The organism is Ruminococcus sp. 5_1_39BFAA (assembly GCF_964240875.1).
In the GTDB taxonomy this organism is placed as follows: Bacteria; Bacillota; Clostridia; order Lachnospirales; family Lachnospiraceae; genus Blautia_A.
The window spans coordinates 128,441-150,620 of sequence record NZ_CAXSVO010000003.1; the positions used below are offsets into that span (position 1 = coordinate 128,441).

Consider the following 22,180-nt stretch of genomic DNA (forward strand, 5'->3'; position numbering starts at 1 on the left):
AGAGATATTTTAATACAAATTCACCAAAAAAGAAAGAGGAAAATAGAAAAAATTTACAAAAACTTGTGCAAAATTTATGCTTTTTTCTCTATAAAGCCCTCACCATGGACCTCACGCGCATCTGAGACAATAACAAAAGCCTTTGGATCAATGGCATCCACCCGCTCTTTCAGGGTCACAATCTCTTTTCTGTCTACCACGCAGTAGAGCAGCATTTTATCCTGCCCGGAATACATTCCCTTTCCATGAATGCCTGTCACGCCCCGGTCCAGCTCCTTCATGATCATTTGCGCGATTTCCTCCGGTTTCTCGGTGATGATATACGTCTGTTTTGAGAATTTCAAACCCTCGATCAGCCCATCGGAAACCTTCGTCACCAGAAATACAGCGATGATGGCATAAAGTGCCTTTTGTACTCCGAACACATACATACCCACCAGCACCACCAGGGCATCAATGACCTGCATGATCTGTGCAATGGAATAATGCCGCATTTTTCTCTGAAGCAGGGCTGCCATCATATCCGTTCCGCCTGTGGTGCCCCGTCCCAAGAAAACAAGGCCGATACCAGCCCCCTGGATCACACCGCCATAAACGGCAGCGAGCAAAAGGTCATCCCCCGCCAGATTAAAAGCCGGGAGCACAGCCAGCCACAGTGACAGAAAAGCCTCTCCTGTCACTGCCTTTCTAACGAACTCAAAGCCGCCCACCTTCATGCCGATAAAAAACAGCGGGATATTCAGTCCAAAGTTTGTCACCCACAGCGGAATACCGTCTCCGACCAATCCTTTTGTCCATTCCTTGACAATGATCGCAACACCCGAAAAGCCTCCTGTGACCATTCCCGCCGTATCAAATACAGAATTGATTGCAACTGCCATCAGCGCTGTTCCCAGGATAATCAATATATAATCTGCATACCAGGGTCTTTTATTTCTGTAAAACATTCCTTCTCCTCCTTATTTTCCTCCTCTAACATGGTAAAGTAATGTATAAAAAGAACGGACCATCCGGCCCGTTCTTAGTTTGCCACTATCCTTCATTCCTATTAGTAAAAACTATAAAATGGTAGCTTTCCATTATCTGGAAATACTTTACGATCCTGGGGTAAAGCGGCTCAGCTTTTTCCCCGAATTTCTCTTTTACAAAGACTGCAATGTCTGCCACTGTTCTTTCCCCGTCGATCAGCGGCCATACAAAGGTCCCCATATCATCCAGATGTACTTTGGTAAAGCGTGGTTTTCCGAAAAACTTCTGTGCAATTGTGTGAAACACTCCTCTGTTCTCTACTTCCAGGATCATGCGTTCCTTATGATCACTATGCCACCGAAGCTCTTCGTTTTTCTTCGGAACCAGGTCCAGATAGTTAATCTTTTTTTCTTGTTTTCTTTTCATCAGGCTTTTTTCTTCTTCCAGAGAGAGAATTTCAGCAGACACAGGATCATGACAACCATAAGGATCACACCGCCTGCGTTTCCAAGATTAATGGTTCCGGACAGATCCAGACTGATTCCCACTACGGTCAGGATCGCCATCAGGATACCCACAAGACCCTCGCCGGCAATCATACCGGCACAGTAAAGGGTTCCGTCTGTCACCTGCTGCTCCTTGGTTTTTTCATCCACATTCTTTCTCTTATCCATAGCCCAGCGTACTATACCGCCGATCATAATGGTCGCATTTAAGTAGATCGGCAGATAAAGACCGATTGCAAAAGGCATAACCGGAACCTGGAGAATCTCCAGACCGATTGCCAGGAATACGCCTACGAATACAAGCGTCCAGGGCAGATTGCCGCCCATGATACCTTCTACGATCATCTTCATCAGTCCTGCCTGAGGTGCGGGAACCTCCGTTCCGCCATAGCCCCATGCCGTGTCAAGCAGATAGAGAACACCGCCGATTGCAAGGCCGGAAGCCACAATGCCGATCAACTCACCGATCTGCTGTCTCTTCGGTGTCGCGCCCAAAAGGTAGCCGGTCTTTAAATCCTGTGAGGTATCGCCTGCAATGGCAGCCACGATACAGATCACAGAACCAATGGCAATTGCGCCTGTCATTCCATTAATTCCGTTATCACCTGTAGCCTTGATTGCAAAAGTTGCGATCAAGAGCGTTGCGATCGCCATACCGGAAACAGGGTTATTGGAGCTTCCTACAAGTCCTACCATACGGGAGGATACAGTTGCAAAGAAGAAACCGAATACCACGATCAGCAGTGCTCCCAGGAAGTTTACCGGGATTGCCGGAACAAACCAAATGACAAATACCATGGCAATGATCCCTAAAAGGATTGCATTCATCGGAAGATCCTGTGCAGTTCTGGCAGTGCTGGTATTTTTTCCGCCTTTCAGACTCTTCATGGAATCGCGGAAGGTACTCACGATCAGAGGAAGTGATTTGATCAGGGAAATAATACCGCCTGTGGCAATTGCGCCTGCACCGATATATTTTACATAGGTGCTCCAGATAGCTGCTGCTCCGCCCTTCGCATAAATGACAGATATGGGGTCTGTTCCGGGATACATAACGGTATCCGGCCCAAACAGGCAGATCAGCGGAATGATCACCATCCAGCCCACCAGGGAACCAACAAACATAAAGGATGCAATCTTTGGCCCTACAATATAGCCAACGCCCAGAAGCGCCGGATACACCTCCATACCGATCTCACCCTTAAAGGATTTAAAGGCTGCCGCAATATCAGCAGGAATCACCTTGATTCCGTCTACAAGGAACTTAAATACTGCGGCAAGTCCCATACCGGTAAATACTGTGGAAGCATTTGCCCCTCCCTCTTCTCCAGCCAGAAGTACATCTGCGCATGCAGTTCCTTCCGGATAAAGCAGGGTTGCATGTTCTTTTACGATCAGAGCGTTTCTTAACGGTACCATAAAAAGTACACCCAGCACACCGCCGCAAAGTGCGATCAAAGTAATTTCCACCAGGCTGGGCTTGTCACACAGGCCCTCCTTAGCCCAGAGGAATAATGCAGGCATGGTAAAAATGGCGCCTGCTGCCAAAGACTCACCGGCTGAACCGATGGTCTGTACCATGTTACTCTCCAGAATCGAGTTTTTCTTCATGATAACGCGGATCACGCCCATGGAGATAACTGCTGCCGGAATAGAAGCCGATACGGTCATACCTACACGCAGACCGAGATACGCATTCGCAGCACCGAATACCACTGCAAGAATTACACCCATGATAACAGATGTAACCGTAAATTCCGGCGTGATCTTTTCTGCCGGGATATACGGTTTGAACTCTTTGTTGTTACTCATTTGATTTCCTCTTTCCTGTATTTTTTTAGATACATCCTATGCCATTATACAGAAAAAGCAACAGCGAATCAAGGAATAGTTTGCTGTTTCCATTAGCTGTCAAGTTCAAGCTGCTTCATAAGATACCGACCCACAATCTTGGAAAAGTTATTGATTGTCCGTATATAGGCGAAATCCTTTCCGAAAATTTTCTTTTCTGTGTCAAGATCCTTCTCCTCTCCCGCAAAAACTCCAAGTACGCTGACACCCTGATTTCTCAGATTTCTGATCTGGGTCGCTGTGTCCGAAACAGCATAGCTTCCGTGATAAGGCGCCGGATTTCTTGCATTTGGACGGTTCACGATCACATCATAAGGGCGTCCGTCACTGAGGATAATGAGGATTTTTTTCTCTTCCTCCCGCATCAAAAGCCCGTAGCCTGCCGCTCTCACAGCAAGCCCGTCCCTATTGTTGGAGGATGTCACATAATTGAAAATGTCTTCATTGGCGCTTCTCGGGTCATCGTACTCCCGGAAACGGTGCAGAATGGTGTAATCCCAAAAAGTGCAGTAGCTCATGACCCTGTGAGGGATCTCCGCATTGCTCAGGGCTTCGCTGATGATATATGCCTGAAGCGCAACCTCCCCCTGACGGCTCATCTGGGAGCCGCTGGCGTCAATAAGCACATCCACCACAAAATCCGACGCGTCCCCTTTCAGCTCCCTTCTGAAAATGGCAGATTCCCTGCTTCTGCCGATGCGCCACACCCGTGAAGGGACAATGATTCCTCTGTCTGACAGGACCTCCTGTGTTTCACTCCTGAGAACCAGCGATTTTTTCAGCATTTCCGTAAGGACTGCGATATTTCGCTTTACGATCCTGTGTTTGTCGTGATAAAGCCATACATTTTTATTTTTCAGCCGTTTAGCATACTCATACTGATAATTACGTTTTACAGGATTTTTCAGGATCCCCTCTGTAAAATACAGGCTGCAGTCGCTGTGGATATCCCGGCACATCAGGTAATTCATGCGCTTTTCCTCTGCTTCTGAGAGATATGTTTTTCCGAAATTCAGTTCCACGTAAGTGTAGGATTTTTCCAGCGCCTCGGGAGGCAGCACAGTGACCTTGCGCCTGATTTCCCGCTTTTCTTCCATCTCCTGGGTAACGGCAGTGTTTTCCATTGCCGCCATATTACCGGCAAGCTGCTCCACATAGCTTTCCAGGGCATCCTCGTACATTTCCTCTGTAAGAAAATCACGCCAGTCATATTCCGTCAGATCCTCCATGGTAACGGCAAGCACCTGTTCCAGAGTTCCCTTTTCCCGTTCAAATCCCGGTTCCACAATGGCATTGTAAAGCTGGTCGATCACGCGCACCAGCTCCATCGTATCCTCTGTCTCTCCTGCAAGCGCCACCATGTCCCGGTACTTCGCCAGCCCTGTTTTTTTCCCTGTCTTTTCAGAGGACTCATATGGCTTTTTTCCAAGGCATTTATCGATGCGCTCCCGGAGGATTGTTACCCGGAGCCGCCCCAGAGTATCGCCCAAAGCAGGCATTCTCTCATACTCCTGCTCCAGAATGTCCTCAAAGGCTTCCCTCTGCATGGACCGGATTCCGGGACGCTGGGCGCAGATTTTTTCTCCGATCGCCTCCTCAATGCAGAGCTGGGCAATGGTCATCAGACTTCCCTCGTCTGCTCCAAGAAAGACTTTTTTTACCAGATAGAGCACCAGGAAATCCTTGTCATAGAACTTCGCCAAAGCCCCCTGCTTGATGCCGTCGTACAGTGCAATGGCCTTGGAGCGCAGAAAAAGAGAGACATCCGGCTTCATTTCCTGGCTGTAATCACCGCTTATGGTCCACAAAAGATTTCGGATCCTGTTTTCCAGATCCATTTGGAATTCTTCAATATTGATTTCTGAAATATTATGCTTCATAGACATCTTCTCTTGTCCACTCTGCAGGGATTCTGGTCCGCACCACATCCTCCACGATTTCCTTCTCAAATACATCAAAGGTTTTATTTACAATTCCCATTTTTACAGCCTGCCATGGAGAAAGTCCTGTCCCCACGATTTTTACCGCAGCCAGAAGGCCACGCAGGTCAAGGGCCTTGGTAGAGATCTCGCTGTTTGCTGACTTTAACTGCAGGTCCAGGAAAAGGCCGATGAACTGCTCCATTGCCTTTTTCTTTACGTCCGGGAACATTTTCCCGAAAATAAAGCCCAGCGTTTCCTCTGTCTGAGGCGGCATATCAATCACGAGAAAACGTGAGACAAGCGCCTCATTCAACTCCTTTGTTCCTGCATATCCGTAGTTCATGGTCCCGATAAAGCGCGCCGCTGGATGCAGGTCGATCTTATCGTAACCCGGCACATCAATGGAACGGCGGTAGTCCAGGGTCGCGTGAAGCACAGACACAGCGTCATTTTTTGCCATGTTGATCTCATCCAGGATGCCAAAGCCGCCGTACTCAGCGCACTGGTAAATGCTGCCCTTCCGAAGCTTTACTTCATTATCCGCAAAAGTGTCCGTACCGATCAGATCGCCGCTGTTGGTATTTACGTGGAAAGACACATTATACACCGGCCTGCCGAAAATGCAGGCAAGGTTTTCAGCCAGAATATTCTTTCCCGTGGCCTTTGGTCCTGCAAGAAGAAGGTTTTCCCCTTCCAGCAGGGCGGCAATCGCCATTTCCAGGATCTCCCTTCCGTAAAACGGAATGTCAGGCTGTATGACTCTATGAACAGCTTCCTTTGACACCTCATATTGTTTCCGGAATTCCTCCACCCCTTTTATGAGGCAGGCAGAAACTCCCTGTTCCTCTAAAAACTTAAATTCCTCCATTGGAATATACCTCTTCTTTCTGTAGAATCGCAGTTCCTTACTGACGACAAAGAGGGCTGCTCATACAGCCCTCTTTTCATGACGCTCGTTCTTATGGCTCAAAAATAAGATCGCCATAGGAGGGCATCGGCCACATTTCTTTGTCTACGATCATTTCCAGCTCATCTACCGGAGTACGCAGCGCCTCCATAGCCGGAACGATTTTTTCCCTGCAGAATACGGCTCTGTCCCTTCCCTCCGGATGATCCGGAATCTGCTCCACCAGCTTGCCCAGCTTATTCATGGCGCTGTTGGTAGTCTTTAAAAGCCTGCAGGATTTTTTCAGCAGGTCTGTCTGTACGCTGACATCGATGGGACCCACTGCCTTTACAGAGTTAATGGACTCCGCAAGCACGGTTGTATATTTGATCACTGCCGGGATGATCTGCTTGGTGGCAATATCGATCATGGTCTTTGCCTCAATGTTGATCGCCTTTGCATAAATCTCATACTGAATCTCTGCCCTGGACTCCAGCTCTGCCCTTGTGAATACGCCGAATTCTTCGAAGAGCTTAACTGCCTTGTCCGTCGTCAGAGCCGGGATGGCATCTACCATGGATGGCAGGTTTGGAAGTCCTCTGCGAATCGCCTCTTTTTCCCACTCCGGTGCATATCCGTTTCCGTTAAATACGATCCTCTGGTGGTCTGTTGCGTATTCCTTGATCAGATCATGAACAGCCAGTTCAAAATCCGTCGCAGCTTCCAGACGGTCACAGGCTTCCTTAAATGCTTCTGCTGTAATGGTGTTCAGAACCACATTGCAGGAAGAAATGGAATCTCTGGATCCCACCATACGGAATTCAAATTTATTTCCTGTAAACGCAAAGGGTGATGTACGGTTTCTGTCCGTAGCATCCTTCATAAAATCAGGCAGCGTCTTTACACCTGTCTCCAGCTTTCCGCCTTTTTTGCTGTGTGTTGCGGTACCTGTGCTGATAAGCTGCTCCAGCACATCCTCAAGCTGTTCTCCTAAAAATACGGAGATTACAGCAGGCGGTGCCTCGTTGCCGCCCAGTCTGTGATCATTTCCCACATCTGCCGCTGACTCGCGCAGAAGATCAGCATGATCGTCAACTGCTTTCAGGATGCAGGTAAGAACCAGAAGGAACTGGACGTTTTCATGAGGAGTTTTCCCCGGATCCAGCAGATTAATACCATCATCCGTAGTCAGGGACCAGTTGTTGTGCTTGCCGGAGCCATTTAAACCTGCAAACGGCTTCTCATGGAGAAGGCAGCGCATTCCGTGACGGCTTGCCACCTTTTTCAGGATTCTCATCATTAACTGATTGTGATCTGCCGCAATATTCACAGGCGCATAGATGGGTGCCAGCTCATGCTGCGACGGAGCCACCTCGTTATGCTGTGTCTTTGCCGTAACGCCAAGCCTCCAGCACTCCTCGTTTACTTCCTTCATGTATGCGGAAACCCTCTGGCGGATCGTCCCCAGATAATGGTCATCCATTTCCTGGCCTTTGGGAGGCATTGCCCCGAAAAGCGTACGGCCTGTATAAATCAGGTCTTTTCTCTCTATGTATTTCTCTTTGTCAATGAGGAAATATTCCTGCTCTGCCCCTACGGACGGCGTAACCCGCTTGGAGGTGGTGTTGCCGAAAAGCCGCAGCAGACGCAGTGCCTGCGTGTTTATTGCCTCCATGGAGCGGAGAAGCGGCGTCTTCTGATCCAATGCCTCACCGGTATAGGAACAGAATGCGGTTGGAATGCAGAGAGTTCCTCCTGCAGCATCGTGGCGCACAAAGGCAGGTGATGTACAGTCCCAGGTCGTATAGCCTCTCGCCTCAAAGGTGGCGCGGAGACCGCCTGATGGGAAGGATGACGCATCCGGCTCGCCCTTGATCAGCTCTTTTCCTGAAAAACTCATCAGTACCTTGCCATTTTCCTTTGGCTCTGAAATAAAAGCATCATGCTTTTCCGCTGTCACTCCCGTAAGAGGCTGGAACCAGTGGCTGTAATGGGTAGCACCCTTTTCAATGGCCCACTCCTTCATCTCATGGGCTACCACATCCGCGATTTCCATGGAAAGCCCCTTGCCCTCTTCAATGGTTTTCTTTAATTCCTTATAGACCTTTTTGGGCAGGCGCTCCTGCATAACGGAATCGTTAAACACATCACACCCAAATGTTTCCGTCACATTAATAAAATCTCCCATTCTCTCTCTCCTCTTTATTCATCAGTCATTTCTCGTGCTTTTCAGATACAGGTTCAGTGCTTCATGCAGGTTCTCAATCTCCACTGTCTTCGGTTCTCCTCCGAACTCCCCATCCAGTGTCCATGGAACCTGATCACTTGCCTCAATGACCAGTTTTTTTGCCTTAAATGAATGTATTAAGTCAGAATTATCCTCTGCTGTCAATAGCCCTGTCATGATTTCCTGCAGCTCCAGCGGATTTTTCGGCCTGACGATCAGGGTCACCTCAAACAGACCGTCATTCATATCCACATTCTTTCCTGTAAGGTTCTTAAAGCCTCCTACAGACCTGGAATTGGTCACCATTCCGTAAATAAAATCATCCTCGATCTCCCTGTCGTCAGCAGTGACTTTCATATGGTAAGATTTTATGTCAAAAAGTCGTTTCATGCCTTCCAGAACATATGCAAGATGTCCAAGAATATTTTTCAGGTCCTGGTCTGTCTGGTAAGACACATCTGTAAATAATCCGAATGCCGCTACATAGGCAAAGGTCTTGTTATTAAATCTGCCGATATCGCAGTGGTAAAGCTCCTCCTCCATGATCATAGATGCCACTGTCAGCATATTCTTTGGCATAAACAGACTGTTGGCAAAATCATTGGTGCTTCCTGCCGGTATGTAGCCAATGGGTGTATTGCTGCCGATTTCCATGATACCGGTGACTACCTCGTCAAGGGTACCGTCACCGCCGCTGCACACGATCAGATCAACCTTATCCGCGTATATTTTCACCTGCTCGTAGGCATCCCTTGGACACTGGGTGGCGTGGATGATCACTTCATATCCGCCTTTATTAAAAATATCCACGATATCCATCAGGGCTGTCTTGATTTTTCCTTTTCCCGCCTTGGGGTTAAATATAAAAATCAGTTTTTTGTCCACAAACAATCCCTCATCTTTTTCCTTATGAATTTATGTTTCGATATGTCAATAAATACTATAAAAAAAAGAGGGGAAAAAGTCAATCTTTTTACCCCCTTATTTTTATAGTATCACTTACAGTCCCCGGATGGCATCCTTCATGGATTTTACATATTCCTTCACATAAGGTACGCATTCTGCTCCATGGGCTGCACAGATTTTTACGATGGCTGAACCTACGATCACGCCGTCTGCCTGGGCTGCCATTTTTTCCGCCTGTTCCGGATTTGAGATTCCAAAGCCCACAGCGCAGGGGATATCCTTTTCCTGCTTTACAAGCGCCACCATAGCTCCAATATCCGTGGTGATCTGGCTTCTCATTCCCGTTACTCCAAGGGAGGAAACGCAGTAGACAAAGCCTTCCGCTTCCTTTGCAATAGTACGGATCCTGTCATGGGAGGTAGGTGCAATGAGAGAGATCAGATCCAGACCATGCTGTTTGCATACAATGTCAAACTCCTCCTTTTCCTCAAAGGGTACGTCAGGCAGGATCAGTCCGTCCATACCAAGTTCTGCCGCTTTTTTTATAAAGCGCTCTGTTCCGTAGGAAAAGACCACATTGGCATAGGTCATAAATACCATGGGAATGTCCGTGTTTTTTCTGATCCTTTCCACCATATCAAAAATTTTATCAGTAGTAACGCCGCCGCTTAAGGCTCTCACGTTGGCTGCCTGGATCACAGGACCTTCCGCCGTAGGATCAGAAAAAGGAATTCCAAGCTCGATCAAATCAGCTCCCGCCTCTTCCATAGCGTAAACGATCTGCTCCGTGATCTCCAGTGACGGGTCGCCGCAGGTGATAAAGGGAATAAATGCCTTTCCCTTCTCAAATGCTTCTGTAATTCTCTTATTCATGGATATCCTCCCCTCTGTATCGTGCAATGGCTGCACAGTCCTTGTCTCCCCGTCCTGAAATGGTAATAACCACGATCTGGTCCTTATCCATCTGGGGAACGATCTTTCTCGCATAGGCTACCGCATGAGCGCTCTCGATGGCAGGGATGATCCCCTCTGTTCTGGAAAGATACTCAAAGGCTTCCACGGCCTCCTCATCTGTTACCGGGACGTATTCGGCTCTGCCTGTGTCGTAAAGGTGAGCGTGCTCCGGTCCGATACCCGGATAGTCAAGCCCTGCGGAAATAGAGTATACCGGGGCGATCTGTCCGTATTCATCCTGGCAGAAATAGGATTTCATACCATGGAAAATGCCAAGCCTTCCGGTGGCAATAGTTGCTGCTGTCTCCGCTGTATTCACGCCTCTGCCTGCTGCCTCGCATCCGATCAGACGCACATCTTTGTCCTCAATAAAGTGGTAAAAGGTTCCAATGGCATTGGAGCCGCCGCCCACACATGCAAGGACTGCATCCGGAAGCTTTCCTTCTTTTTCCAGCATCTGCTCTTTGATCTCTTTGGAAATCACTGCCTGAAAATCCCTCACAATGGTTGGGAATGGATGCGGTCCCATAACAGAACCAAGGACGTAATGGGTATCCGCAATACGGTTGGTCCACTCACGCATGGTCTCCGATACGGCATCCTTCAGGGTTGCGGTTCCGGAAGTCACCGCATGAACCTTCGCACCAAGGAGACGCATTCTGTACACATTCAGCGCCTGACGTTCTGTGTCCTCCTTGCCCATGAAAACCTCGCACTCCATGCCCATCAGCGCCGCTGCCGTTGCCGTTGCAACGCCGTGCTGGCCTGCTCCTGTTTCCGCAATGACACGGGTTTTTCCCATTTTTTTTGCCAGAAGCACCTGACCCAGCACGTTATTGATCTTGTGTGCGCCCGTATGGTTTAAATCCTCTCGTTTTAAATACACCTTTGCTCCGCCCAGGTCTTCGGTCATGTGGGATGCATAGTACAGACGGGACGGACGGCCCGCATATTCGTTTAATAGTTCTGTCAGCTCCCGGTTGAATTCCGGGTCATTTTTATAATGATTGTATGCCTCTTCCAGTTCGATCACTGCATTCATCAGAGTTTCCGGAATGTACTGGCCTCCGTGTATTCCAAATCTTCCGTTCGACATATTTTTGTTCCTTTCTATTTTAATTGTCTTTTTCCATTTTCCTTACCATGGCTACTGCTGCCTTTATTTTTTCCGGGTCTTTTCTGCCGTCTGTTTCCAGACTGCTGCTTAGATCCACTGCCCAGGGCTTCAATCTGGCGATTGCCTCTTCTAAGTTTTCCGTTCCAAGCCCGCCTGCCAGGAAAAAGGGGCGTTTGATTTCCGGTACCAGGGACCAGTCAAAGGTTTTTCCCGTTCCTCCGGCTCCCTGGTCCAGCAGGATGTAGTCTGCCGGGCTTTTCAGGGCTTTCTCCACATCCTGGGAGGTTTTTACGGAAAAGGCCTTGATCACAGGGCAGTGGGATGCTTTCTGCAGTTCCCGGGCGTATGCTTCGTCTTCCTGACCGTGAAGCTGTGCTATGGCTATAGTCCCCTCTCTCAGAAGAAGTGTGGGGAGACGCAGCGGCGCATTCACAAATACTCCTACAGGCAGGATCCGTTTGTCCAGGCGGCACACCATTTCCTTTACCAACAGAGGCGAACAGTTCCGCCTGCTCTTTTCCACATTTATGACAAATCCACAGTAGTCCGGCATAGCTTCATTGACTGCCTGGATATCTTCCATACGGGTTAATCCGCATACTTTTATTTTTGTCATTCTATTCTCCTCATTAGCGGCCGGTAAGGGCATCCAGCGGTCCGCCGTTTAATGCTTCCAGGGCAGCTTTTTTATCAGGGCTTCTCATAAGGGTTTCGCCGATGAGAACTCCGTCCACCTGATTTTCATAAAGAATATTGATGTCCGACGGGGTGCTGATGCCGCTTTCGGATATAAATACCACGTCTTCAGGGGCCATCCGGCGAAGGCGGATGCTGTTTTTCATATCTACCCGGAAGGTTTTAAGATCCCGGTTGTTCACGCCTACGATCCTTGCGCCGCTGTCCAGCGCCCGGGTAACTTCCTCCTCATCGTGGGCTTCCACCAGAGAGTCCATACCAAGCTCCTGGGCAAGCTGCCGGTATGCCTTGAGCTGAGCGTCATCCAGAATGGCGCAGATCAAAAGTATGGCTGATGCCCCCAGGGCTTTTGCCTGATAGATCATGTATTCGTCTACTGTGAAATCCTTGCGGAGGACAGGAATGTTTACCTGGTCCGTGATTTCTTTCAGATACTGGTTGGCTCCCATAAAATAAAACGGTTCGGTAAGGCAGGAGATGGCTGATGCGCCTGCCGCTTCATATTCCCCGGCGATTTTCAGATAGGGAAAATCCGGTGCGATCAGTCCCTTGGAGGGGGATGCTTTTTTTACCTCGCAGATGTAGGACATTCCTGGTTTTTTCAGTGCTTCCAGAAAGGTCTGTTTGGGAGGGTTTACGCTTTCTATGCTTTCTGTTTGTCTGATGAGTTCGGTTAATGGGAGATGGATTTTTTCTTCCTGGATCCTCTCTTTTGTTTTTGCTGCAATTTCATCTAATATATTCATATTTCTCTCACTTATCAGGTTTTGAGGTTCCTTTTTCTGATGAACCTTATACTAGCAGTTTGTTTCCTGGATGAATTCCTCCAGCTTTTTCAGGGCTGCGCCGCTGTCAATGAGGTTTTCTGCCATTTTTACGCCGCTTTCGATGGTGTCTGCTTTTCCGGCAATGTAGAGGGCTGCGCCTGCGTTCAGGCATACGGCCTGGCGTTTTGCGCCTTTTTCCCTGCATTCCAGGATAGAGCGGGTGATCTCAGCGTTTTCTTCGGGGGTGCCGCCCTGCAGTTCTTCCTTATTGCAGCGGGTGTAGCCGAATTGTTCCGGGGTCAGGACGTAGGATGTAAAGTTTCCGTCTTTGATCTCGCAGACAGAGGTGGGAGCGCTCATGGAAATTTCATCCAGTTTATCCTGTCCAAATACTACCATTCCACGTTTTACGCCCAGGTTTGCCATGACTTCTGCAAGGGGCTTTACCAGGGACTCATCGAATACGCCCATAAGCTCCATGTTGGCTCCGGCGGGGTTGCTTAACGGGCCAAGGATGTTAAATACGGTGCGGATGCCAAGCTCCTTACGGATGGGAGCAACGTATTTCATGGCAATGTGATAGTTTTGGGCGAACAGGAAGCAGATGTTGATTTTTTTCAGGATTTCTGCGCTTCGCTCAGGGGTAAGGGTAATTTTTACGCCCAGGGCTTCCAAAACGTCGGCAGCGCCGGATTTTGAGGAGGCGGCGCGGTTTCCGTGTTTTGCGACAGGTACTCCGCCTGCTGCGATTACCAGGGAGGAGGTGGTGGAGATATTGAAGGAGTTTGAGCCGTCGCCGCCTGTACCCACAATTTCCAGGACATCCATGTCGTGGAGGAGCTTGATGCAGTGGGCGCGCATTCCGGCAGCGGAGGCGGTGATCTCGTCTATGGTTTCGCCTTTCAGGGAAAGGGCGGTGAGGTAGGCGGACATTTGGACGGGGGTTGCGGCGCCGCTCATGATTTCGTTCATGACAGACTCGGCTTCCTGGTAGGTGAGGTTTTGTTTTTTGGATAGTTTGATTATGGATTCTTTGATCATGATTTTTTTCTCCTTTTGATAAAATGAGGGAAAACCGTGAGTGGGCAATCTCGGAGTTGCGAAGGCCGAATGCCCCCTCGCACTCCCCCTGTTGGCCCCGCTTGCAGCGTGAGGTTTTTCTTTGCACGGGCGCGTGGTTGGGGTGTGATTTTCGTGTTCTCTCCTTGTGCGGTTAGGAGACTCGGTTGGTGTTTTTATCTCCTATACGGTTGGGGGTGGTTGCTGTTTTTTATCCGCTCCGTTATGGAATGGGATTGGGAGTGCTTTGTTTGCTTTATTTGATGGTGGTTATGAAGTTTTGGATCATGGTTTTGCCGGTGGGGGTCATGACGGATTCGGGGTGGAATTGGACGCCGAAGGTTGGGTGGGTTTTGTGTTCCACGGCCATGACTTCGCCTTGGGGGGAGGTTGCGGTTACTTTTAGCTCTTCCGGGAGGGTTTGAGGGGCGGCGGCCAGGGAATGGTAGCGGGCGGCTGGGAATTCCTGGGGGAGGCCTTTAAATAGTTTATTTTCGCGGACCTGGCATATTTTCTTTTGTTTTCCGTGCATAAGTTCCTGGGCGTAGGTGATGGTGGCGCCGAAGGCTTCGCAGATTGCCTGGTGACCAAGGCATACGCCGAGGATGGGAAGCTGGCCGGAAAATCTTTGGATGACGGGGATGCAGATTCCGGCGTCGGAGGGGCGGCCGGGGCCTGGTGAGAGGACGATGGCTTTTGGGGCCATGGCGGCGATCTCTTCCAGGGTGCATTCGTCGTTTCGGATTACCTTTATGTCGGGCTCTACGGAGCCGATCAATTGGTACAGGTTGTAGGAAAAGCTGTCATAGTTGTCAATTAGTAGAATCATTCTAGTCCCTCCTCTGCCAGGTGAATGGCATTTACTACGGCTTTGGCTTTGTTGCAGCACTCTTCAAATTCTTTTTCCGGGACGCTGTCGGCTACGATTCCGGCGCCGGAGCGAATGCAGATTTCTCCGTTTTTCTTATAGACCAGGCGGATGGCGATGCATACGTCCAGGTTTCCGGTAAAGTCCATATAGCCAATGGCACCGCCGTAGATGCCGCGTTTGCTTTGTTCCAGCTCCTGAATAATCTGGCAGGCGCGGAATTTTGGCGCGCCGGACAGGGTTCCTGCAGGGAGTATGGCGTCTACGGCATCTACGGCGTCTTTGTCGTCCCGGATTTCTCCGGTTACGGTGGAGCCGAGGTGCATGACGCAGGAAAAGCGTTCAATGGTCAGGTACTTTTCTACTTCTACTGTGCCAATCTTGCTGATCTTCCCTATGTCGTTTCTGCCCAGGTCTACCAGCATATTGTGCTCTGCCAGCTCCTTTTCGTCATTCAGGAGATCTTCCTCTAGGGCTTTATCTTTTTCCGTTGTTTTTCCTCTTGGTCTTGTTCCTGCCAAGGGGAAGGTGCTGAGTTTTTTGTTGTCCAGCTTTACCAAGGTCTCCGGGGAGGCTCCGGCGATTTCTATGTCATCGCTGGAAAAATAAAACATATAGGGCGATGGGTTTGTGGCTCGCAGTACCCGGTAGGTGTCAAAAAGGCTTCCCTGGGCTTTGGCTCTCATGGGATTGGACAGGACTACCTGGAAAATGTCGCCTTCCCGGATATAATGTCTGGCTGTTTCCACCATTTCACAATATCTTTCCTTTGGAAACTGTGGTTTTATTTCAGACTCCAGCCTGATGGGAGGGAATTCTGTGCGCGTTCCTGTTTTGATCAGATTTGCCATTTCCTCCAGCTTTTCCTCTGCCGCTTTGTAAGACTGATCCAGATTTTCCGTCATGACGCCTGTGATCAGCAGTACCTTTTGCCTGTAATGGTCAAAGGCTATCACCTGATCAAAAAGCATCAGATCCATGTCGCGGAAGTCCTGTTCTTTTTCGTCGTGAAGCTCCAGCTTCGGCTCACTGTATTTAATATAATCATATGAAAAATATCCTACCAGGCCACCTGTAAAGGTAGGCATATTTTCCATCACAGGACTTTTATACTGTGCCAGGATCTCCCTTAAAACGCTGCCCGGATGGGTAACATGCCGTATTTCCTCACTGCCCTCGACTCTTGTTTTCCGAATCTTCATAAGACCGTCTGTGCAGGTGATTTCCATTTCCGGTTCATAGCCCAGAAAAGAATACCGGCCCCATACCTCGGTCTGGCTTGCGCTTTCCAAAAGATAACAGTGGCGGCTTGCGCCCCGCAGTATCCGCATCACTTCAACAGGTGTGTAACGGTCTGCATAAAGCTCACGGTACACTGGAATCCGTCTGTATTCCCCTGTTTCTGCCAGTTGTTTTATCGTTTCATAGGTTGGATACATCTGAACACCTCCATTTTAATTAAAATATCTGCAATACAAAAAGCCCATCCCTGACAGAATTTCTTCTTCTGTCAAGGACGAGCTTATCATTCACCCGCGGTGCCACCTTGCTTCACAGCCTTTGCTGTGCACTTAGCGAAATACTTTCATATTCCCGGCAACTGACGTATGCCCACACGTCGCAGAATACTGAGCTAATGCCTTTCCCTGCGCCCTCCGCGGCCCATTTGGCAGCCTGCCTCTCCATCCGGCTCTCACCTCCCCGGACTCTCTGTGCGCGCATAACTGCTTTTATCCCCGCTTCATCGGTTTAATCTGTTAAATTTGTATATAAAATTAGCACAAATTCCTCTGTTTGTCAACCCTTTTGCGAAAATTTATCCCGAAAAGATACTGGCGCGCCGGTCCAAATCGTGCTATAATGATACAAAGCATTTCATTTCTATTGTTCTGAAAGTTTTTCATATCTGATATCATTTCTGCCGTCCGGCATCAGCAAAGAAATCTCAATGCTTTATCCAGATAACAGCAGCGGGGTTTCGGGGGAACGAAAGGGTATGTGAGAGCCTCCTGCACTTAGAAAAAAGGAGGTATTTTATGACATCTACGAACGGTTCATTTGTCAGCCCGCAGCCCAACCGCACCTACAAGGCCAGGATATTTGAAATGGTATTCAGCGATAAGAAGGAACTGCTGGAGCTTTATAATGCGGTGAACGGGACTCACTACGATGATCCAGAGGACCTGGTGGTAAATACATTGGAAAACGCGGTGTATATGTCCATGCGCAACGATGTATCCTTTATCATAGACCTGCGCCTGAACCTGTATGAGCACCAGTCCACCTACAACCCCAATCTTCCGCTGCGTTTTTTGATGTATGCGGCGGATATTTATTCCGAACTTACAAAAGATGAGAATTTATATGGAACAAAAGCCATTCAGATCCCCACGCCCAGGTTTGTGATCTTTTACAACGGAGAGGCGGATCATCCGGACAGAAAGGTGCTGCCGCTGTCGGCGCTGTACACCGTACCGGATGAGGCGCCGTCCCTGGAACTGACCGCAGTGATGCTGAACATAAACAAAGGCAGAAACGGCAGGCTCATGGAAGCCTGCAAAACGCTGAAGGATTATGCGGAGTATACGTTCCGGGTGCGAAGCTACGCGAAAGAAAGTCCCATAGAGGCGGCAGTGGAGCGCGCCATCACGGAATGCATCCGGGAGGGGATCCTGAGTGACTTTCTGAGCAGGAACAGAGCGGAGGCGAAAAAAGTGAGCATATACGAATACGATGAAGAAAAGCATATTCGCCAGACCAGGGAAGAGGGCTGGGAAGACGGCAAACAGGAGGGCCTGCGGGAAGGCAAACAGGAGGGCATACAGCAGGGAATACAACAGACGAAATCAGAGGATATTGCAAAAATGATGAAAGCCCTGAATATGACGGCAGATCGTGCAATGGAGATACTGGAAATACCGGAGAACGAACGGGAGGAGTATCTTTCAAAGCTGCCGGAATAACAGACTGCAGAAGAGTCCCACGAGACGAAGGTCCGGATCACACCGGAACCGGATAAAAGACAACTAATAAAAGCAATAAATCTGAGATGTGGATACATTTCTTCATCTCAGATTTTTTGTTACGACTCCTTCGCGTATGTATGAGCACAGCTATGGATCGCGGCGCAGTCTTTTTCCTGATCACAAACCATTCCCTATCATTTGTTCAACCCAAAAGTGCTTTCTTATGACACACAAAAAAAGACGCCCTGTCCGACGTCTTCTCCATAGTAGCGAGAGGGGGACTTGAACCCTCGACACCACGGGTATGAACCGTGTGCTCTAGCCAGCTGAGCTATCTCGCCATAAACTGTTTTTACTCAAAAGTATGGGGCCTATAGGGCTCGAACCTATGACCCTCTGCTTGTAAGGCAGATGCTCTCCCAGCTGAGCTAAGACCCCATATCGAAAGAAAATTGAAAATCAATTAGTTCTTTCGTAACTTGCTTTGCTATTATACTATTTATTGTAAGGAATTGTCAATAACTTTTTTCGATTTTTTTCAAAAAAATCGGCCCCGCCAGGAGGCAGGGCCAGTTGATTTATTTAAAGTATTCCACGCCGGATTCAAAGATTTTGATATCCTGCTCGCCGTAAATGTTGATGGCTACGCCGTTGTCACGACGCTCGCTGTGTGCCATCTTGCCCAGGACACGTCCGTCCGGGCTGGTGATTCCCTCGATGCTGTAGTAGGAACCATTTACATTCCATTCCTCGGACTGATCCAGATTTCCGTCCACATCTACATACTGGGTAGCCACCTGACCGTTTGCCAGAAGCTTTGCGATCCACTCCTGGCTTGCCACGAAGCGTCCCTCGCCGTGTGATGCCGGATTGCAGTAAACACCGCCAAGCTTTGCCAGCTGCAGCCATGGGGATTTGTTGCTCACTACCTTTGTATAGACCATCTTGGAAATGTGGCGTCCAATGGTATTGTAGGTCAGTGTTGGAGAGTCCTCCTTCTGCCCGCAGATCTCGCCGTACGGTACAAGTCCCAGCTTGATCAGAGCCTGGAAACCGTTGCAGACACCAAGAGCAAGTCCGTCACGCTCATTTAACAGCTTCATAACCGCTTCTTTGATCTTTGCATTCTGGAATGCGGTTGCAAAAAACTTGGCAGAGCCGTCCGGCTCATCGCCTGCGGAGAAGCCGCCTGGGAACATGATCATCTGCGCCTGGCTGATGGCTTTCTCAAAAATCTCCACAGAATCGCGGATATCCTCAGCGGTCAGGTTTTTAAATACCTTTACATCCACCTCTGCGCCGGCCCGCTCAAACGCACGGGTGCTGTCATACTCACAGTTGGTACCAGGGAATACAGGAATAAATACCCTCGGTTTTGCCACTTTATTTTTGCACACATAAACCTTTTTCGTATTGTAAAGACCATTTTCATAGGTCGCATCCTCATCATCCGGTTTTACAAAGACAGAGGTCGGGCCGTCAAACGGGCCGCTTTCGCCGGAAACCGTCTTAAATACCTTCTCCAGTGTGCCAGTCCATGTGTCATAAGCCTTAGCCAGATCGATCTCTGCATTTCCATAGGAGAATTTCCGGTCATCTGTCACTTCACCGATCACAGTATAGGTAATGGACAGCTCGCCAACCTTGCCGTCCGGAACCTCCATGATAATATCGCCAAAGCCCGGTGCAAAGAAGTCTCTCGGGTCAAGGTTATGCTCAATCTTCACACCCATGCCGTTTCCAAATGCCATCTTGCTCACCGCTGCCGCAATACCATGGCGGTCAAGTGCATAAGCAGAAACTACTTTGCCAGCCTGGATGTCATTGTGAAGCTTCTCATACTGCTCCATAATAGCCGGGTAATCCGGAAGATCAAAGGAATCCTTCGGGGCACGCAGCCAAACCAGCTTATTGCCGGCTTTTTTCAGCTCAGGTGTAATAATGTCTTTCAGCTTCGCAGTATCTACCGCAAAGGAAACAAGTGTAGGCGGAACATCAATATCATTGAAGGTTCCGGACATACTATCCTTACCTCCGATGGAAGGCAGGCCAAAGCCCATCTGTGCGGAATAAGCGCCTAACAGCGCTGCAAAAGGCTGGCTCCATCTCTTGGGATCCTCTGTCATACGACGGAAGTATTCCTGGAAGGTGAAACGGATCTTCTTATAATCACCGCCTGATGCCACGATTCTTGCCACGGATTCCGTAACTGCATATGCAGCGCCGTGGTATGGGCTCCAGGAGGACAAATACGGGTCAAAGCCATAGCTCATCATGGTTACGGTGTTCGTCTTTCCGTTCTGTACCGGAACCTTTGCCACCATGGTCTGTGTTTCGGTAAGCTGGTATTTGCCGCCGTGAGGCATAAACACGCTGCCGGCGCCGATGGAGCCGTCAAACATTTCTACCAGGCCCTTCTGAGAGCAAACATTTAAATCGCCCAGAACTTCCAGCCATTTTCCTTTTACATCCTGTACATCCGGACGCTCCCGGAACATGTTGCCCTCTTTATTTGGGATCTCCACTTCCACAGTTGTCTCCTGATGTGCTCCATTTGTATCCAGGAACGCACGGGAAATGTTTACGATTTCCTTTCCTCTCCAGGTCAGCACAAGACGCGGCTCCTCTGTTACCACAGCAACCGGAACAGCCTCCAGGTTCTCCTCGTTTGCAAAGCCCAGGAACTTCTCCACATCTTTCGGATCAACCACAACTGCCATACGCTCCTGTGATTCGGAAATGGCAATCTCTGTTCCGTCAAGGCCTGCATATTTCTTCGGAACCTTATCCAGATCTACGCGCAGACCTGCTGCCAGCTCTCCGATTGCAACGGAAACGCCGCCTGCACCGAAGTCGTTGCATTTCTTAATAATATAGCTTACCTCCTCGCGGCGGAACATACGCTGGATCTTACGCTCGGTAGGTGCATTTCCCTTCTGAACCTCTGCGCCGCAGACCTCGATGGAAGCCTCCGTATGAACCTTGGAGGAACCGGTAGCGCCGCCGATACCGTCACGTCCTGTACGACCGCCAAGAAGGATGATGATATCTCCCGGGTCAGAGTTTTCACGGATCACCGCACGTCTGGGAGCTGCTCCCATAACCGCGCCGATCTCCATACGCTTTGCCACATAGTTTGGATGATAAACCTCTTTTACATATCCTGTAGCAAGTCCGATCTGGTTTCCATAGGAGCTGTAGCCGTGAGCTGCGCTTCTTACCAGCTTTTTCTGTGGAAGCTTGCCCCTTAATGTCTCCTTCACGGAAACAGTGGGATCTGCCGCTCCGGTCACACGCATTGCCTGATATACATAGGTACGTCCGGAAAGGGGATCACGGATGGCGCCGCCCAGACAGGTGGCTGCTCCACCGAAAGGCTCGATCTCAGTAGGATGGTTGTGTGTCTCATTTTTAAAGTTGATCAGCCACTCTTCTTCTTTTCCGTCAACATCAACAGGCACCACAATGCTGCAGGCGTTGATCTCGTCTGACTCTTCCTGGTCTGCCAGTTTTCCTTCTGCCTTAAGCTTTTTCATAGCCATAAGAGCAAGGTCCATCAAGCACACAAACTTGTCGTCACGGCCTTTGTAAATGATCTCTCTGTCTGCAAGATACTGCTGGTAAGTGCTGACGATGGGCTCCTTGTAATCGCCCTCGTCAAATTTTACGTCTGTCAGCTCTGTGGAGAAGGTGGTGTGACGGCAATGGTCTGACCAGTAGGTATCCAAAACACGGATCTCTGTCATGGATGGATCACGCTTTTCCTCATCGCGGAAATAATTCTGGATATGAAGGAAATCCTTAAAGGTCATTGCCAGATTCAAAGATGCATAAAGCTCTTTCAGCTCGTCCTCCGGCATATTGGAAAATCCCTCAAAGATTTTTACATCTTCCGGATCCTTAAACTCTGTGATCAGGGTTTCCGGCTTTTCTATACCTGTTTCTCTGGAATCTACCGGGTTAATGCAGTGTTCTTTGATCGCCTCAAACTCTTCTTCTGTGATCTCACCCTCGATCACATAAGTGGTTGCGGAACGGATCACTGGCTCTGCGTTCTCATCCAGAAACTGTACACACTGTACTGCGGAGTCTGCTCTCTGGTCAAACTGTCCCGGCAGATATTCTACGGAAAAAATGCGGGAACCTTCTGCCGTGTCGAATTTCTCCAGGTAAAGATCATCTACCGGAGGCTCTGCAAATACGGTTCTGCATGCTTTTTCAAATACATCATCGGAAATATTTTCTACATCATAGCGAATCAGTTCTCTTACGGCTGTCACGGTTTTAATGCCAAGATAGCTGCTGATCTCATGTTTCAGCTCCTTTGCCTTTACAGCAAAAGCAGGTTTCTTTTCTACATACACTCGTCTTACGTTGCTCATAGAAAACTCCTTTCAACTTTTGGTATGGATACAATACGCGTTCCATCTATCTCTTGCACTTTTACGGTTACTATAGTATCATAAGTTATATCATTAGTAAAATT

At 49.0% G+C, this 22,180-nt stretch carries 16 protein-coding genes and 2 tRNA genes; 1 reads left to right on the forward strand and 17 read right to left on the reverse strand.

From position 1 onward, the window contains the following. Positions 1–74: 74 nt before the first annotated feature. The 14 genes from ACESZH_RS05535 to trpE all read right to left on the reverse strand — a co-directional run bounded on the left by ACESZH_RS05535 (position 75) and on the right by trpE (position 16,167). Complete coding sequence (locus ACESZH_RS05535) at positions 75–947, reverse strand: YitT family protein (RefSeq protein WP_373213385.1); 873 nt, start codon at positions 945–947, stop codon at positions 75–77. A gap of 85 nt (positions 948–1,032) precedes the next feature. Next, complete coding sequence (locus ACESZH_RS05540) at positions 1,033–1,395, reverse strand: PqqD family protein (RefSeq protein WP_373213382.1); 363 nt, start codon at positions 1,393–1,395, stop codon at positions 1,033–1,035. Beyond that, positions 1,395–3,287: an OPT family oligopeptide transporter gene (locus ACESZH_RS05545; RefSeq protein WP_373213380.1), complete on the reverse strand. Its 1,893-nt coding sequence runs from the start codon at positions 3,285–3,287 to the stop codon at positions 1,395–1,397. The genes ACESZH_RS05540 and ACESZH_RS05545 overlap by 1 nt, the downstream gene beginning before the upstream one ends. A 92-nt stretch (positions 3,288–3,379) precedes the next feature. Next, positions 3,380–5,206 carry a nitric oxide reductase activation protein gene (locus ACESZH_RS05550; protein ID WP_373213378.1) on the reverse strand — a complete coding sequence of 609 codons (1,827 nt, stop codon included), beginning with the start codon at positions 5,204–5,206 and terminating at the stop codon, positions 3,380–3,382. Continuing rightward, on the reverse strand, positions 5,196–6,116 hold the full coding sequence (locus tag ACESZH_RS05555) for an AAA family ATPase (protein ID WP_373213375.1): 921 nt from the start codon (positions 6,114–6,116) through the stop codon (positions 5,196–5,198). The genes ACESZH_RS05550 and ACESZH_RS05555 overlap by 11 nt, the downstream gene beginning before the upstream one ends. Positions 6,117–6,207: 91 nt before the next feature. After that, on the reverse strand, positions 6,208–8,322 hold the full coding sequence (locus tag ACESZH_RS05560) for a glutamine synthetase III (protein ID WP_373213373.1): 2,115 nt from the start codon (positions 8,320–8,322) through the stop codon (positions 6,208–6,210). A 21-nt stretch (positions 8,323–8,343) separates the two neighbouring features. Next, positions 8,344–9,246: a diacylglycerol kinase family protein gene (locus tag ACESZH_RS05565; RefSeq protein ID WP_373213370.1), complete on the reverse strand. Its 903-nt coding sequence runs from the start codon at positions 9,244–9,246 to the stop codon at positions 8,344–8,346. A 114-nt stretch (positions 9,247–9,360) separates the two neighbouring features. Continuing rightward, the gene (gene trpA, locus ACESZH_RS05570) at positions 9,361–10,140 is read right to left on the reverse strand and encodes a tryptophan synthase subunit alpha (RefSeq protein WP_373213368.1); all 780 of its coding nucleotides are present in this window, start codon (positions 10,138–10,140) and stop codon (positions 9,361–9,363) included. Then, positions 10,133–11,317 (reverse strand): tryptophan synthase subunit beta, encoded by a 1,185-nt coding sequence (trpB, locus tag ACESZH_RS05575; RefSeq protein ID WP_373213365.1) that lies wholly within the window; start codon positions 11,315–11,317, stop codon positions 10,133–10,135. The genes trpA and trpB overlap by 8 nt, the downstream gene beginning before the upstream one ends. Before the next feature lie 19 nt (positions 11,318–11,336). Then, positions 11,337–11,954, reverse strand: a complete 618-nt coding sequence (locus ACESZH_RS05580) for a phosphoribosylanthranilate isomerase (RefSeq protein ID WP_373213363.1) — start codon at positions 11,952–11,954, stop codon at positions 11,337–11,339. A gap of 13 nt (positions 11,955–11,967) precedes the next feature. Further along, positions 11,968–12,780 (reverse strand): indole-3-glycerol phosphate synthase TrpC, encoded by an 813-nt coding sequence (trpC, locus tag ACESZH_RS05585; protein WP_373213361.1) that lies wholly within the window; start codon positions 12,778–12,780, stop codon positions 11,968–11,970. A 51-nt stretch (positions 12,781–12,831) separates the two neighbouring features. Continuing rightward, a complete protein-coding gene (gene trpD / locus ACESZH_RS05590; RefSeq protein ID WP_373213359.1) occupies positions 12,832–13,842 on the reverse strand; it encodes an anthranilate phosphoribosyltransferase in 1,011 nt (336 codons plus the stop codon). A 274-nt stretch (positions 13,843–14,116) separates the two neighbouring features. Further along, the gene (locus ACESZH_RS05595; protein WP_373213358.1) at positions 14,117–14,689 is read right to left on the reverse strand and encodes an aminodeoxychorismate/anthranilate synthase component II; all 573 of its coding nucleotides are present in this window, start codon (positions 14,687–14,689) and stop codon (positions 14,117–14,119) included. Continuing rightward, positions 14,686–16,167, reverse strand: a complete 1,482-nt coding sequence (trpE, locus tag ACESZH_RS05600) for an anthranilate synthase component I (protein WP_373213355.1) — start codon at positions 16,165–16,167, stop codon at positions 14,686–14,688. The genes ACESZH_RS05595 and trpE overlap by 4 nt, the downstream gene beginning before the upstream one ends. 597 nt (positions 16,168–16,764) lie before the next feature. Between trpE and ACESZH_RS05605 the strand changes: the two genes are divergently transcribed. Further along, positions 16,765–17,691 carry a hypothetical protein gene (locus ACESZH_RS05605; protein ID WP_373213353.1) on the forward strand — a complete coding sequence of 309 codons (927 nt, stop codon included), beginning with the start codon at positions 16,765–16,767 and terminating at the stop codon, positions 17,689–17,691. Between the two features lie 270 nt (positions 17,692–17,961). Here ACESZH_RS05605 and ACESZH_RS05610 read toward each other — a convergent pair. The 3 genes from ACESZH_RS05610 to ACESZH_RS05620 form a co-directional block, all read right to left on the reverse strand. Further along, positions 17,962–18,035 (reverse strand) — tRNA-Met (locus tag ACESZH_RS05610). A gap of 24 nt (positions 18,036–18,059) precedes the next feature. Continuing rightward, positions 18,060–18,132, reverse strand: a tRNA-Val gene (locus ACESZH_RS05615). Between the two features lie 140 nt (positions 18,133–18,272). Next, positions 18,273–22,076 carry a phosphoribosylformylglycinamidine synthase gene (locus tag ACESZH_RS05620; RefSeq protein ID WP_373213352.1) on the reverse strand — a complete coding sequence of 1,268 codons (3,804 nt, stop codon included), beginning with the start codon at positions 22,074–22,076 and terminating at the stop codon, positions 18,273–18,275. Positions 22,077–22,180: the final 104 nt, after the last annotated feature.